A 12,773-nucleotide genomic window follows, 5' to 3' on the forward strand; every position below is an offset into this window, starting at 1 on the left:
GTGACCGAGACCCAGACGAAGACCAGTGGCCCGGAGTTCCGGGCGGCAGCAGGGGCCATCGACGGCCTGCGGAACGATCTGATGCGTGATGTGTTCGCCTACCGGCCGCTGCCGCCGCTGAACCCCGACGGCCGACTGATACGGCGGCTGCCCGAGGGCCTGCGGAAGGCCACTGTCTGGACCCCGCACGCCCTGGTGCTGTTCGCCGCCTTCCTCGTGATGATGGCCGGGTTCGCCGAGTGGGACCACCGCTTCCTGATGGGCGTGGTGCCCGCGATCCCGGTCGCGATGACCCTCATCAGGCCGATCGCCGCCTTCTGGGCCTCGATGCTGGCGACCGTCTTCTGCGGGATCCTGGGCAGCGAGCTGTGGGGGCCGAGCACCTTCGCGGCGCAGGTGGTGGTCCTGGTGGTCGTGGCCGCCCGGACCCGGCCCCGTACGGCCGCCTTGATGTGGCTGCTGACCCTGCTGTTCGGGGTGCTGGTGGAGGGCGGCGACCCGTCGATCACCGCGCCCCTGGTGACGCTGTCCGCCTTCGCGCTGCTCGTCGTCGCCGTGGTCCAGATCCGGCGCGACGCCGAGCGCGAGGTCACCGTGCAGCGCACCGTCACCGCCGTCGAGCGGGACCGGCGCACCCTGCTGGAGGAGCGCACCACCATTGCCCGGGAGCTGCACGACGTGGTGGCCCACCACATGTCGGTGGTCGCGATCCAGGCCGAGGCCGCCCCTTACCGGGTCGAGAACCCGCCGCCCGAGCTGGAGCAGGCCTTCGTGACCATCCGGGAGAACGCCGTGGCCGCCCTCACAGAGCTGCGCCGCGTCCTCGGGGTCGTCCGGGCGGAGGACTACGAGGCACCCGACGCCCCGCAGCCCACCCTCGCCGCGCTCGACGGGCTCCTGGACAACGTCCGCGAGACGGGCCTGGAGACGGAGAAGGTGATCACCGGGGCCGTCCGCGAACTGCCGCAGGGCGTCGAGCTGTCGGCGTACCGGATCGTCCAGGAGGCCCTGAGCAACAGCCTGCGGCACGCGCCGGGCGCCTCCGCCCGGGTCGAGCTCGGTTACGTCCTCGGCGGGCTCGGGCTGCGCGTGGTCAACGGACCGCCGCGCGGCCTGGTCAAGCCCTCGCCGGGGGCCGGGCACGGGATCACGGGGATGCGGGAGCGGGTCGCCATGCTGAACGGTGAGATGACGGCCGGGACGACCGAGGACGGCGGGTACGAGATCGCCGTGTTCCTCCCCGTACCGCTGTCGGACGGTCCGGAGCCACGGGAGACGGCCGGCGGCACGGCGAACGCGGCGGGCACGGCGGACGCGGCGGGCGACGCGGACACGGTCGTTGTCGAACGGGGCGGCGGCGCATGAGCGACACCGACATCCGGGTCCTGATCGTCGACGACCAGATGATGGTCCGCGAGGGCTTCTCGGTCCTGCTCAACGCGATGCCGGGGATCACCGTCGTCGGCGAGGCGGTCGACGGGCGCCAGGCCCTCGCCCAGGTCACCGCGCTGCGCCCGGACGTGGTCCTGATGGACATCCGCATGCCGGAGATGAACGGCATCGAGGCGACCCGCGAGATCGTCGCGCGGGACGCCGACGCGAAGGTGCTGGTGCTGACGACCTTCGACCTCGACGAGTACGTCTACCAGGCGCTGCGGGCCGGGGCCTCGGGCTTCCTCCTCAAGGACGCGTCCGCCCGCCAGCTCGCCGACGGGGTGCGGGTGGTGGCCTCGGGCGAGGCGCTGCTCGCCCCGACGGTGACCCGGCGGCTGATCACCGAGTTCTCCAAGCTCGCGGAGGCCCCGCGCCCGCCCGCCCTGGCCCGGATCGGCGATCTCACCGAACGCGAGACGGAGGTGCTCGTCCTGATCGCGCAGGGGCTCTCCAACGCGGAGATCGCCTCGCACCTGATCGTCGCCGAGTCCACGATCAAGACGCACGTCAGCCGCATCCTGGTGAAGCTGGGGCTGCGCGACCGGACCCAGGCGGCGGTGTTCGCGTACGAGGCGCGGCTGGTGACGCCGGGGTAGCCCGGGAGCCCGGGAGCCCGGGAGCCCGGGAGCCCGGGAGCCGTGCGGGGGCCGGTCGCCGGGGCTTGCGGTGGCGGCGGGCGCGGGTAGCGTCGGGTCATGCACGTGTCCTTCGACCCCTGGTCGCCCGCGTTCGTCGCCGATCCCTACCCCGCCTACACCGCCCTGCGCGCCGCCGGCCGGGCGCACTGGTTCGAGCCGACGGGGCAGTGGCTGATCCCGCACCACTCCGACGTATCGGCCCTGCTGCGCGACCGCCGCCTCGGGCGGACGTATCTGCACCGCTTCAGCCACGAGGAGTTCGGCCGGACCCCGCCGCCCGCCGCGCACGAGCCGTTCACCACGCTCAACGGGCAGGGCATCCTCGATCTGGAGGCCCCGGACCACCCCCGGATCCGGCGGCTGATCTCCAAGGCGTTCACCCCGCGTACGGTCGAGAACCTGGCCCCGACCGTACGGCGGCTGGCGGCCGAGCTGGTCGACGCCTTCGTGGCCAAGGGCGGCGGGGACCTTCTCGCGGAGGTCGCGGAGCCGCTGCCGGTCGCCGTGATCGCGGAGATGCTGGGCGTTCCGGAGGCGGACCGGGACCTGCTGCGGCCCTGGTCGGCGGCGATCTGCGGAATGTTCGAGCTGAACCCGTCGGAGGAGACGGCCGAGGCCGCCGTCCGCGCCTCCGTCGACTTCTCCGCGTATCTGCGCGGGCTCATCGCCGAGCGGCGTGCCAACCCCGGCGAGGACCTGGTCTCGGCGCTCATCGCCGCCCACGACGAGGGCGAGCGGCTGACCGAGCAGGAGATGATCTCGACCTGTGTGCTCCTGCTGAACGCGGGCCACGAGGCGACGGTGAACACCACCGTCAACGGCTGGCGCACGCTCTTCCACCACCCGGAACAGCTGGCCGCCCTGCGCGCCGACCCCGCGCTGCTGCCCCGCGCGATCGAGGAACTCCTGCGCTACGACACCCCTTTGCAGATGTTCGAGCGCTGGGTGCTCGACGACATCGAGGTCGACGGCCAGGTGATCGGGCGCGGGGCGGAGGTGGCGCTGCTGTTCGGCTCGGCCAACCGGGACCCGGAGCGGTTCGCGCGCCCGGACACACTGGACCTGTCCCGGGAGGACAACCCGCACATCACCTTCGGCGCGGGCATCCACTTCTGCCTGGGCGCCCCGCTGGCCCGGCTGGAGCTGGCCGCCTCCTTCGGCGAACTGCTCCGCAAGGCGCCGGCCCTGCGGATGACGGCCGAGCCCGAGTGGCAGCCGGGATACGTGATCCGGGGGCTGAAGGAGCTGCGGGCAGAGGTGTAGCGCGTGCCTCCGGCTCCTTCGGCCCCCTCGGCTCCTGCGGCTCCTGCGGCTCCTTCGGCCCCCTCGGCTCCTGCGGCTCCTGCGGCTCCTTCGGCCCCCTCGGCTCCTGTGGCCCCTGCGGCTCCTCCGGCCCCCGCGGCTCCTCCGGCCCCTGCGGCTCCTCCGGCCCCTGCGGCTTTTCCGGCCCCCGCGGCTCCTCCGGCCCCGGGCTCAGCAGGGGTCGTAGCACTCCGGCCTCGGCGCTCCGGCCAGCGCGTCCACGCCGACGCCGACCGCGAAGAGGACGGCGATGGCCGCGACGAGGCCGATCGCCCGCTTCCAGTCACCTCGGACCAGGAAGAAAACGGCCAGGGCCGCCGCGATCCCGCCGAGGATCATGAGGGGCAGGCCGACCCAGAGCACGTTCCAGTTGGAGGCGCCCTCGAAGCCGTCGAGGAGGCCGCCCTTGCCGTGCGGGGACCAGAGCACGATGCCCGCGAGCGCTCCGGCGAAGGCGGTCAGACAGCCGGCGGTTCCGACGACGGCTTCCCGCCGCGAGTTCTGGATCTCCATGCCCAGGGGGACGCGGCGGGGCGCGGGCGCGGTTCCGTTTCCGGGGGGCGCCGCCCCCGTACCCCCGCTCCTCAGACGCCGGAGGGGCTGGAAATGGGGCCACTCAGCCCTTCCGACGATCGAGGAGCGGGGGCACGGGGGTACGGGGGCACGGGGGTACGGGGCGGGGCCCCGGAAACGCTACGTCAGCGGGTACGACCGTCGGCCCGACGCCTCGTCGATCTCGTCGTGCGCCTTGGTCAGCAGTTTCATCGCCAGTTCGTTCAGCGCCCTGGCCCCCGCGACCTCCTCGCCGACCCGCTGCTGGTCGGCGTCCGAGGGATGGCGGCTGGCGTAGCCGTGGGCGCGTACCTCTGTTCCGTCGGAGAGGCGGACGAGCGCCGCCGCGCGGGTGCGGTGGGTGTCCTCCTCGAATTCGAGGTCGATGTGCCATCCGACAGCGATCCTGGTCATGACGGTCACCTCCGGGACGTCTCGGGCCGTCTTCTACCAGCGTACGCCCGCTGACCCGGCCGCGCTCGCCGGGCCCGGCAGCATCAGCCCCCAGGCGCCCGCCCGGACCGTCCAGGTCCGGGTGCGCACCGGCCCCCCGGTCTGTATGTCCGCCCGGTAGCGGAAGTCCGCGCCGGAGACCGTGACGGCCTTGGCCTCCGCCGTGACGGCCTCGCCGGAGGCGGTGCGGACGACGACGTCGGCCTGGCCCCCGCCGCCCTGGGAGGTCACCTGGACGCCCCGTACCGGCGTGTCCAGGTCGCTCAGCAGCACCCCGTCCGCCTCGACGCGCAGCCGGTGCGTGCCCGGGTGCGTGTTGGCGGCGACCGGGACCGGGCGGACCAGGGACGTCATCAGCGAACGGCAGGTGTCCCAGACGGCCGTGACGCCCGTGTGCGGGCTCCCCGGGCCGGGCGGCGGGGCCGGGGCGGGGATGCGCAGGCGGCCGAGGACGACGCCGTCGCTGTCGTCGACCAGGAGGTCCAGGCGCCGCACCGCACCGTCCAGCGCGGTCCGGGCGGCCGCCACCGCGCCCCGGGGGACGCCGAGGGCGTGGGCCACCTCCAGGGCGTGCGCCGCGCCGACGGGGATCAGGGAGAGGACGCCGTCGGCCAGCTCCCGTTCGCGGTGGAGCTGGGCCACCGCGCGCAGCAGCGCGTGATCGTCGCCGACCACCACGGGCCTGCGCGAACCCCGCCGGGACAGGGCCCGGGCGAACTCCTCGGGGGTGTCCGGGAGGCAGATCTTGGCGTGCGAGCCGGCGCTCAGCACGTCCTTGGCGATACGGACGGACTCGCCGTCGGTCCGGCGGGCGACCGGGTCGATGACCACCAGGAGCTGGTCGTCGCCGTCGCCGGGGGGCTCTGCAGCCGACACCTCGGTCCTTCCTCGGGTAGCATCTTGGTGCAAGAGCCCCTTGCGCTATTGCGCCAGGGGCTTCGTCTATTCCGGGGCACCCGGTTCGACGGCTCAGGCTTTGCCGTACATCGTCGTACGGCAGGTACGACCTTTACGTACGCCCCCTGACCTTGGACATGCCCCGCCCGGAAGGGGTGTACGCCTGTGCCCGCACTTGTGCTGCTCGGTGCTCAGTGGGGTGACGAGGGCAAGGGGAAGGCCACCGACCTCCTCGGTGGATCCGTGGACTATGTCGTGCGATACCAAGGCGGTAACAACGCCGGTCACACGGTCGTCGTGGGCGACCAGAAGTACGCACTGCATCTCCTCCCCTCCGGAATCCTGTCGCCGGGGTGTACCCCGGTCATCGGGAACGGTGTCGTGGTCGACCCGGCGGTCCTGCTCTCCGAGCTGAGCGGTCTGAACGAGCGAGGCGTCGACACGTCCAAGCTTCTGATCAGCGGCAACGCTCATTTGATCACTCCGTACAACGTCACGCTCGACAAGGTGACCGAGCGCTTCCTGGGGAAGCGCAAGATCGGCACGACGGGCCGGGGCATCGGTCCGACGTACGCCGACAAGATCAACCGGGTGGGGATCCGCGTCCAGGACCTCTACGACGAGTCGATCCTGGAGCAGAAGGTGGAGGCGGCCCTGGAGCAGAAGAACCAGCTCCTGGCCAAGGTCTTCAACCGCCGGGCCATCGAGGCCGGCAAGGTCGTCGAGGACATGCTCCAGTACGCGGAGCAGATCAAGCCGTTCGTCGCCGACACGACCCTGATCCTGAACGATGCCATCGACGAGGGCAAGGTCGTCCTCTTCGAGGGCGGCCAGGGCACCCTGCTCGACGTCGACCACGGCACGTACCCCTTCGTCACCTCGTCGAACCCGACCGCGGGCGGCGCCTGCACCGGCGCCGGCGTGGGCCCGACGAAGATCAGCCGGGTCATCGGCATCCTCAAGGCCTACACGACACGGGTCGGGGCCGGTCCGTTCCCGACGGAGCTGCACGACGAGGACGGCGAGGCGCTGCGGCGCATCGGCGGCGAGCGCGGTGTCACCACCGGCCGTGACCGCCGCTGCGGCTGGTTCGACGCCCCGATCGCGCGGTACGCGACCCGGGTCAACGGCCTGACCGACTTCTTCCTCACCAAGCTGGACGTCCTCACCGGCTGGGAGCAGATCCCGGTCTGCGTGGCGTACGAGATCGACGGCAAGCGCGTCGAGGAACTCCCGTACAACCAGACCGACTTCCACCACGCGAAGCCGATCTACGAGAACCTGCCGGGCTGGTCCGAGGACATCACGAAGGCCAAGACCTTCGCCGACCTGCCGAAGAACGCGCAGGGTTACGTGAAGGCCCTGGAGGAGATGTCGGGCGCTCCGATCTCCGCGATCGGCGTCGGCCCCGGCCGGACCGAGACCATCGAGATCAACTCGTTCCTGTAGGGGACGGGCGAGTCACACCGCGGCGGGGGGGGGGGGGGGGGGGGGGGGGGGGGGGGGGGGGGGGCCCCCCGCCCCCCCCCCCCCCGGCCCACCCGAGGGAGCCGTCAGGTGGCTCCCCGTACGGAGGGGCAGCCCCGGGGGTGGATCAGGCTGCCGTGCGCGGGAGTTCGCGGGTGCGGCCGAGCGAGCCCAGCCACTTCGCCGAGTCGCGCGGGGTGCGCTCGAAGGTCTCCCAGTCGATGGCGATCAATCCGAACGTGGCCTTGTACGTGCCCCACTCGTAGTTGTCCAGGGCGCTCCACGCCAGGTAGCCCCGGATGTCGAGGCCGTCGGCCAGCGCGGCGGCGACCTCGTCCAGCGCGCCCGCGTAGTAGTCGGCGCGGCGGCTGTCGTCGTCGGTGGCGATGCCGTTCTCCGTGACGATCAGCGGGACGTCGCCCACCACCTCGGCCGTGTGGCGCAGCGCCTCGCCGACCGCCGTCGGGTAGTACTCCCACGTCGTCAGCGTCCGCTCGACGTCGTCGGCCGTCGGGATCGGTCCGTCGGGGCCGATCCGCGTACGGGTGTAGGACTGCACGCCGATCCAGTCGTCACCGCGCGCCGCCTCGATGAAGACGTCCTCGCGCGGGTGGCGGTAGGCGGCGGTGACGTCCTCCGCGCCGGGGAGGGCCTGGTAGACCTGGTTGGCGATGGTCCAGCCGACCTGGATGCCCGCGTCCAGGGCCCGGACCTCCTTGACGGCCGCGTGGTGGGCGGCGATGACGGCCACGGTCGTCTCGTCGTCGGGGGTGGGCAGACCGGCCGGCGGGAAGCTGTTGTCGCCGCGCTTGGCCTGGCCCGCCATCACGGCGACCATGTTCGGCTCGTTGATCGTGCAGACGTGCGACACGCCCTCGGAGATGACGGGCGCGCAGGCCGCGACGTACCGCGCGAACAGCTCGACCGCGCCCTCGGCCGTCCAGCCGCCGCGCGCCTCGAACCACTGCGGGACGGTGAAGTGGTGCAGGGTCACCATCGGGCGCAGACCGCGCTCGATGGCGCCCTCCACCATCCGCCGGTAGTGGGCCAGTTCGGCGCGGGAGAAGTGGCCTTCGGCCGGCTCGATACGGGCCCATTCGAGGGAGAAGCGGTAGTCGGTGAAGCCGAGCGAGGCCAGCAGGTCCATGTCCTCGGGCCAGCGGTGGTAGCTGTCGCAGGCGTCCAGGCTCGGCTCCGCGATGTGGGTGCCCGCGGTGTGCTCCTTGACCCACCAGTCGCTGTTGGTGTTGTTGCCCTCGATCTGGAAGGCGGCCGTGGAGGCGCCCCAGAGGAAGCCGTCGGGGAACGGGACGGGGATCTTCTGGTTCGGGGCGGGGGTGTGTGTCATCGCGACATGTCTTTCTGGTGGTGGTGAGGGGTGTGGCCGCGCTCTGTTACGGGGTGGGTGCGGCCTCGTACGTGAAGTGCCCGGACGGGCGCGTTACTTCATGCCCGCCGTGGCGATGCCCTGCGTGAAGTGCCGTTGCAGCGCGATGAAGACGACCAGCACCGGCAGCACGATCAGGAAGGCCCCGGCCATCAGCATCCCGTTGGAGCCGCCGGCCTTGTTGGGGTCGGTGGCGAAGGTGGCCAGGGCCACCGGGAGGGTGTACTTGTCGGGGTCGTTGGTCGCGATCAGCGGCCAGACGAAGTTGTTCCAGGAACCCAGGAACGTGAAGATCGACAGGGTCGCGAGGGCGGGCTTCACCAGCGGCATCACGATCCGCCAGAAGATGTACCACTCGCTCGCGCCGTCCATCCGGGCCGCTTCCAGCAGCTCGTCCGGGATCGACTGCATGAACTGGCGCATCAGGAAGACCCCGAAGGCCCCGGCGGCGAACGGCAGCACCAGACCCGCGTAGCTGTCGATCAGCTGGAGCTTGCTCATCAGCACGAACAGCGGCAGCAGCATCAGGTTGCCGGGCACCATCAGCGCACCGAGCACCAGGCCGAAGACCTTGTTGCGGCCGACGAAGTTCAGCTTGGCCAGGGCGTAGCCGAGCATCGAGCAGAAGACCAGGTTCGAGACGGTCACCAGGACCGCCACGATCACCGAGTTCATGAAGTACAGCGGCAGGTCCAGCTTGTCGAGCAGCTGCCGGAAGTTCTCCAGCGTCCACTTGGTGGGGATCCACACCGGCGGGCTGGCCGACAGCTCGCTCTGCGTCTTGAAGGCCGAGAGCCCCATCCAGAGGAAAGGCGCCGACATGACCAGCAGGCCGAGCGAGAGCAGGACGTAGACCAGGGGGCGGGAGGCGCTCCGCTGCTTCGGGGCCCGGGACTTCAGCGGTTCGACCGGTGCCTTGCTGCTGGTGGCGCTCATTTGGTGTTGTCCTTCAGCAGTCGGAGCTGGAGCACCGTGATGCCCATGATCACCACGAAGAGGACGTACGCCATGGCGCTCGCGTAGCCCATGTGGAAGAAGTTGAACCCTTCGCGGTACATGTTCAGCGAGACCGTGAGGGTCGAGTCGGACGGGCCGCCCTGCGTCATCACGAACGGCTCCTCGAACACGTTGAGGTAGCCGATCGTCGTGATCACCGTGGCGTAGAGGAGGGTCGGACGCAGGAGCGGCACCGTGATGGACCGGAACTCCTGCCAGACGCTCGCGCCGTCGAGCTTCGCGGCCTCCCGCACCTCGGTGGGGATCGCCTGGAGGCCCGCGATGAACAGCACCATCACCGTGCCGACGTTCCGCCAGACCGCCATGACGATCAGCGACGGCATGGCCAGCGTCTCGGAGCCGAGGAAGTCCGGTGCCGTCCAGCCCACTTCGGAGAAGAGGCCCGCGATCAGCCCGTCGCTCGGATCGAGGACGAACCGCCAGACGACGGCCACCGCGACGATGGTGGTGACCACCGGGGCGTAGAAGCCGACCCGGAAGAAGGTCCGCGCCCGGTCGATGCCGTTGTTCAGCAGAACGGCGACGACCAGCCCGATGCCGATGGTCAGCGGCACCCCGACGACGACGAAGTACCCCGTGTTGAAGAGGGACTTGAGAAACTTCTCGTCGCCGAAGAGGTTGACGTAGTTCTCGAACCCGATGAAGTTCGCTTCCCACGGGCGCGTCACGTTGCGCAGCCCGAAGTCGGTGAAGCTCATCACCAGCGTGGCGAGGATCGGGAACGCCATGAAGACGGTGAACAGGACGAGGAACGGGGTGGAGAACAGCCAGCCCGCCGCGTTCTGCACGCCCATCGACGGCTTGCGGCCCCGGCTGCCCCCGGTGGCCGGGGACGGTGCGGCCCCGGCCTTCCGGGGCCCTCGGGCCTTCTCGGTCGTGGTGCTCATGGCTACTGCTTCACGAGGCCTTCGATCTCGGACTGCGCGGTCTTCAGCGCGTCCTCGGCGGAAGCCTTGCCCTGCGTCACCTTGGCGATGGCCTGGTCCACCTTGTCGGTGATCTCGGTCCAGTTGGCCAGGGACGGCGAGGACTTGGCGGTGTCCATCTGCTTCTTGAAGATCTGGAGGTCGGCGTCGTCGGCGAGCGCCCCGGACTCCCACGCGGAGGTGTTGGCGGGCAGGTCCTTCGTCCGCTCGTACCAGTCGGCCTGGCCCTTGGTGTCGGTCAGGTACGTGATGAACTCGGTGGCCGCGGCCTTGTGCTCGCTGTCCTTGGAGACGACGAGGGAGGAACCGCCGGCCATGGAGGTGGAGGAGGCGTCCGCCGGGACGTTGGCGATGGCCCACTTGCCCTTGAGCTGCGGCTGGCCCTCGTTGAGGAGCGTCACGTGCCAGGGGCCGCCGAAGAACATCGGGACCCGGCCGTTGCCGAAGTCCTTCACCACGTCGTAGCCGGGCGGCACGGACTTGTTGGAGAGGCCCTTGTCGAAGTACGAGCCGTACTCCTTCAGCGCCTTGACGGCCTCCGGGCTGTCGACGACGGCCTCGCCCTTGTCGTCGACGATCTCGCCGCCCGCCGAGTACAGGAAGGAGTAGAAGTTCTGCACGGTGTCCAGGCCGCTGGGCTGGATGGACAGCCCCCACTTCGTACCGGCCTTCTCCTGGTACGCGGTCGCCAGGTCCTTCAGGCCCTTCCAATCGGTCGGAGCCTTCGTCACGCCCGCCTTCTCGGCCAGGTCCGTGCGGTAGTAGAGGACCCGGGTGTCGACGTACCACGGCACGCCGTAGGCGGTGCCGTCCACCTCGCCCTGCTCCCAGCCCGCCGGGAAGAAGTCCTTCTTGTCGAAGACCTTGGTGTCCACCGGCTCCAGCACGCCGAGCTCGGAGAACTCGCCCATGTAACTGCCGCCCATCTGCGCCACGTCGGGCAGCGTGCCGGCCGCCGCTGCCGAGACGAGCTTCTGGTGCGCGACGTCCCAGCCGATCGGGGTCACCTTCACCGTGATGTTCGGGTTGGCCTTCTCGTAGACCTCGGCCACCTCGGCGAGCTTCTCGCCCTCGGCCCCCATGGCCCACACGGTGAGCGTCTGCTTCTCGTCCGCCGCGACGTCGCCGCCGGAGGAGCCGCAGGCGGAAAGGGTCACGGCGAGCGCGAGCGCTATGCCGGCGGGGGCGGTTCTGGCGATGCGGGACATGGGAGGGCTCCTCCTTGAGCAATCCGGATGCTGCGCGATGTATGCGCTGCCTGTAAGCGCATACATCACTCTGCGCCAGTCCTTCGGGAATCCGCAAGAGGGTGCTGGGTCACACTCGTGCAACGTGCTCGACACCCTGACGCCTTGTGGTTGAACCGTAAACGCACTGTTTGTGGAAGAACAGGCGATGTGACCGATTCGCCGCCGGGCCCCCCGTCGCCGGTGTGGTCGGCGGCTACCCTCGCGGCATGGCCTCATCCGTCGCCTTCTCGCACGACTTCCCGTTCGACCCGGCCTACGGGTACGACGCGCCGGACGCCCTGTCGGGCATCCCCGCCCCGCCCGCCCCCGACGGCTTCGACGCCTTCTGGCGGGGCCGGTACGCCCGAGCCCGCGCCGTCGACACGCGGCCGGTACTCGGCCCGGTCGAGGAGGAGCGCGACGGCCTCCGGATCCACGGCGTGACGTACACCTCCGTGGGCGGGGTCCGGCTCGGCGGCTGGCTCGCCCTGCCTGCCGAGGGGCCCGTCCGGTACGGATTCGTCGTCGGGCACGGCTACGGCGGCCGCCAGGAGCCCGGCCGCGACCTTCCGGCGCCGCTGCCCGGGGCCGCCGTGATCCTGCCGTGCGTACGGGGCATGGGGGAGCGGAGCCGGGTCGGCTCCATCCCGGACCTGGCCGCCGAGCACGTCCTGCACGGCATCGGCTCCCGCGACACGTACGTCATCGGTGACTGCGCGGCCGACCTGTGGTGCGCCGCCTCCGCCCTCACGGCGCTCGTCCCGGAACTGGCGGAGGCCGGCCTCCCGGGCGGACCCCGCCTCGGCTACCTGGGCGAGAGCTTCGGCGGCGGGCTCGGGGCCCTCGCGCTGCCCTGGGACGACCGCTTCGGCGCGGCCCAGCTCACGGTCCCCACCTTCGGCAACCACCCGCTGCGGCTGACCCTGCCCTGCGCGGGCAGCGGCGAGGCGGTCCGGGCGCACCACCGCGAGCACCCCGAGGTCACGGATGTCCTCGGCTACTTCGACGCGGCGACGGCGGCGACCCGGCTGACGCTGCCCACGCTGGTCGCGGCCGCGCTGTTCGACCCGGCAGTGCCGCCGCCGGGGCAGTTCGCGGTGCACAACGCGCTGGCCGGCGAGCGCGAACTCCAGGTGCTGACGGCGGGGCACTTCGCGTACCGGGGCATGGTGGCCGAGGCGGCGGAGCTGGACGCGAACCGGACGCGGTTCTTCGGGGAGCGGCTGACGGCGGTGGGGTGAGGGCGGTCGGGCCCCGCTGACTCATGGTCCGGTACGTCGTCGGTAACGGCCGTCAGTTGCGGGTCGCGACCGTGGGAGGTCGTGTTTCTGTGCCTGGCATGGCGGCGCGGTCGCTTGCCACGGCGCCCTGCGGCTCTCCGCCGGAGAGCTGCGGACGACCGGAGTTACAGGTTGCCGAAAGTTGGACTCGTGTGGGTGACTTTGCCCTGGAGAGGTAACACAGTTGTCAG

The 12,773-nt window shown here is 71.1% G+C and carries 12 protein-coding genes; 5 read left to right on the plus strand and 7 right to left on the minus strand.

Annotation, left to right across the window (positions count from 1 at the left end):
- The 3 genes from ACH4KB_RS00820 to ACH4KB_RS00830 all read left to right on the plus strand — a co-directional run bounded on the left by ACH4KB_RS00820 (position 1) and on the right by ACH4KB_RS00830 (position 3,335).
- A complete protein-coding gene (locus ACH4KB_RS00820) occupies positions 1 to 1,365 on the plus strand; it encodes a sensor histidine kinase (RefSeq protein WP_398062299.1) in 1,365 nt (454 codons plus the stop codon).
- Positions 1,362 to 2,030, plus strand: coding sequence for a response regulator transcription factor (locus ACH4KB_RS00825; protein ID WP_073740825.1), 669 nt, complete (start codon positions 1,362 to 1,364; stop codon positions 2,028 to 2,030). The genes ACH4KB_RS00820 and ACH4KB_RS00825 overlap by 4 nt, the downstream gene beginning before the upstream one ends.
- 99 nt (positions 2,031 to 2,129) lie before the next feature.
- Positions 2,130 to 3,335 carry a cytochrome P450 gene (locus ACH4KB_RS00830; protein WP_398062301.1) on the plus strand — a complete coding sequence of 402 codons (1,206 nt, stop codon included), beginning with the start codon at positions 2,130 to 2,132 and terminating at the stop codon, positions 3,333 to 3,335.
- A 210-nt stretch (positions 3,336 to 3,545) separates the two neighbouring features.
- Here the strand turns inward: ACH4KB_RS00830 and ACH4KB_RS00835 are convergent, their stop codons facing one another.
- From ACH4KB_RS00835 to ACH4KB_RS00845, 3 genes are all read right to left on the minus strand, one after another.
- Entirely contained in the window at positions 3,546 to 3,887 is a 342-nt protein-coding gene (locus ACH4KB_RS00835; protein WP_398062303.1) for a hypothetical protein, read from the minus strand.
- A 180-nt stretch (positions 3,888 to 4,067) separates the two neighbouring features.
- Complete coding sequence (locus ACH4KB_RS00840; RefSeq protein ID WP_398062305.1) at positions 4,068 to 4,340, minus strand: DUF1876 domain-containing protein; 273 nt, start codon at positions 4,338 to 4,340, stop codon at positions 4,068 to 4,070.
- A 33-nt stretch (positions 4,341 to 4,373) separates the two neighbouring features.
- On the minus strand, positions 4,374 to 5,255 hold the full coding sequence (locus ACH4KB_RS00845; protein WP_398062307.1) for a diacylglycerol kinase: 882 nt from the start codon (positions 5,253 to 5,255) through the stop codon (positions 4,374 to 4,376).
- 186 nt (positions 5,256 to 5,441) lie between these two features.
- Here ACH4KB_RS00845 and ACH4KB_RS00850 point away from each other — a divergent pair, with 186 nt between their 5' ends.
- Positions 5,442 to 6,725: an adenylosuccinate synthase gene (locus ACH4KB_RS00850; RefSeq protein WP_384329106.1), complete on the plus strand. Its 1,284-nt coding sequence runs from the start codon at positions 5,442 to 5,444 to the stop codon at positions 6,723 to 6,725.
- A 145-nt stretch (positions 6,726 to 6,870) separates the two neighbouring features.
- Here the strand turns inward: ACH4KB_RS00850 and ACH4KB_RS00855 are convergent, their stop codons facing one another.
- From ACH4KB_RS00855 to ACH4KB_RS00870, 4 genes are all read right to left on the minus strand, one after another.
- The gene (locus ACH4KB_RS00855) at positions 6,871 to 8,091 is read right to left on the minus strand and encodes a glycoside hydrolase family 1 protein (RefSeq protein WP_398062309.1); all 1,221 of its coding nucleotides are present in this window, start codon (positions 8,089 to 8,091) and stop codon (positions 6,871 to 6,873) included.
- Positions 8,092 to 8,184: 93 nt separating this feature from the next.
- Positions 8,185 to 9,066: a carbohydrate ABC transporter permease gene (locus tag ACH4KB_RS00860; RefSeq protein ID WP_398062311.1), complete on the minus strand. Its 882-nt coding sequence runs from the start codon at positions 9,064 to 9,066 to the stop codon at positions 8,185 to 8,187.
- A complete protein-coding gene (locus tag ACH4KB_RS00865; protein WP_398062313.1) occupies positions 9,063 to 10,034 on the minus strand; it encodes a carbohydrate ABC transporter permease in 972 nt (323 codons plus the stop codon). Before ACH4KB_RS00865 ends, ACH4KB_RS00860 begins: the two co-directional genes overlap by 4 nt.
- 2 nt (positions 10,035 to 10,036) lie before the next feature.
- Positions 10,037 to 11,281 carry a sugar ABC transporter substrate-binding protein gene (locus tag ACH4KB_RS00870; protein WP_398062315.1) on the minus strand — a complete coding sequence of 415 codons (1,245 nt, stop codon included), beginning with the start codon at positions 11,279 to 11,281 and terminating at the stop codon, positions 10,037 to 10,039.
- A gap of 248 nt (positions 11,282 to 11,529) precedes the next feature.
- Here ACH4KB_RS00870 and ACH4KB_RS00875 point away from each other — a divergent pair, with 248 nt between their 5' ends.
- On the plus strand, positions 11,530 to 12,543 hold the full coding sequence (locus tag ACH4KB_RS00875) for an acetylxylan esterase (RefSeq protein WP_398062317.1): 1,014 nt from the start codon (positions 11,530 to 11,532) through the stop codon (positions 12,541 to 12,543).
- Positions 12,544 to 12,773: the final 230 nt, after the last annotated feature.

Source organism: Streptomyces sp. NPDC017520, assembly GCF_044329855.1.
GTDB lineage: Bacteria > Actinomycetota > Actinomycetes > Streptomycetales > Streptomycetaceae > Streptomyces.

What these genes read in the sequence shown, in the direction of transcription:
- ACH4KB_RS00875 (WP_398062317.1), top strand. Translation starts at nt 11,530, where the DNA reads ATGGCCTCATCCGTCGCCTTCTCGCACGACTTCCCGTTCGACCCGGCC.
- ACH4KB_RS00825 (WP_073740825.1), top strand. Translation starts at nt 1,362, where the DNA reads ATGAGCGACACCGACATCCGGGTCCTGATCGTCGACGACCAGATGATG.
- ACH4KB_RS00865 (WP_398062313.1), bottom strand. Translation starts at nt 10,034, where the DNA reads ATGAGCACCACGACCGAGAAGGCCCGAGGGCCCCGGAAGGCCGGGGCC.
- ACH4KB_RS00830 (WP_398062301.1), top strand. Translation starts at nt 2,130, where the DNA reads ATGCACGTGTCCTTCGACCCCTGGTCGCCCGCGTTCGTCGCCGATCCC.
- ACH4KB_RS00870 (WP_398062315.1), bottom strand. Translation starts at nt 11,281, where the DNA reads ATGTCCCGCATCGCCAGAACCGCCCCCGCCGGCATAGCGCTCGCGCTC.
- ACH4KB_RS00835 (WP_398062303.1), bottom strand. Translation starts at nt 3,887, where the DNA reads ATGGAGATCCAGAACTCGCGGCGGGAAGCCGTCGTCGGAACCGCCGGC.
- ACH4KB_RS00840 (WP_398062305.1), bottom strand. Translation starts at nt 4,340, where the DNA reads ATGACCAGGATCGCTGTCGGATGGCACATCGACCTCGAATTCGAGGAG.
- ACH4KB_RS00855 (WP_398062309.1), bottom strand. Translation starts at nt 8,091, where the DNA reads ATGACACACACCCCCGCCCCGAACCAGAAGATCCCCGTCCCGTTCCCC.
- ACH4KB_RS00860 (WP_398062311.1), bottom strand. Translation starts at nt 9,066, where the DNA reads ATGAGCGCCACCAGCAGCAAGGCACCGGTCGAACCGCTGAAGTCCCGG.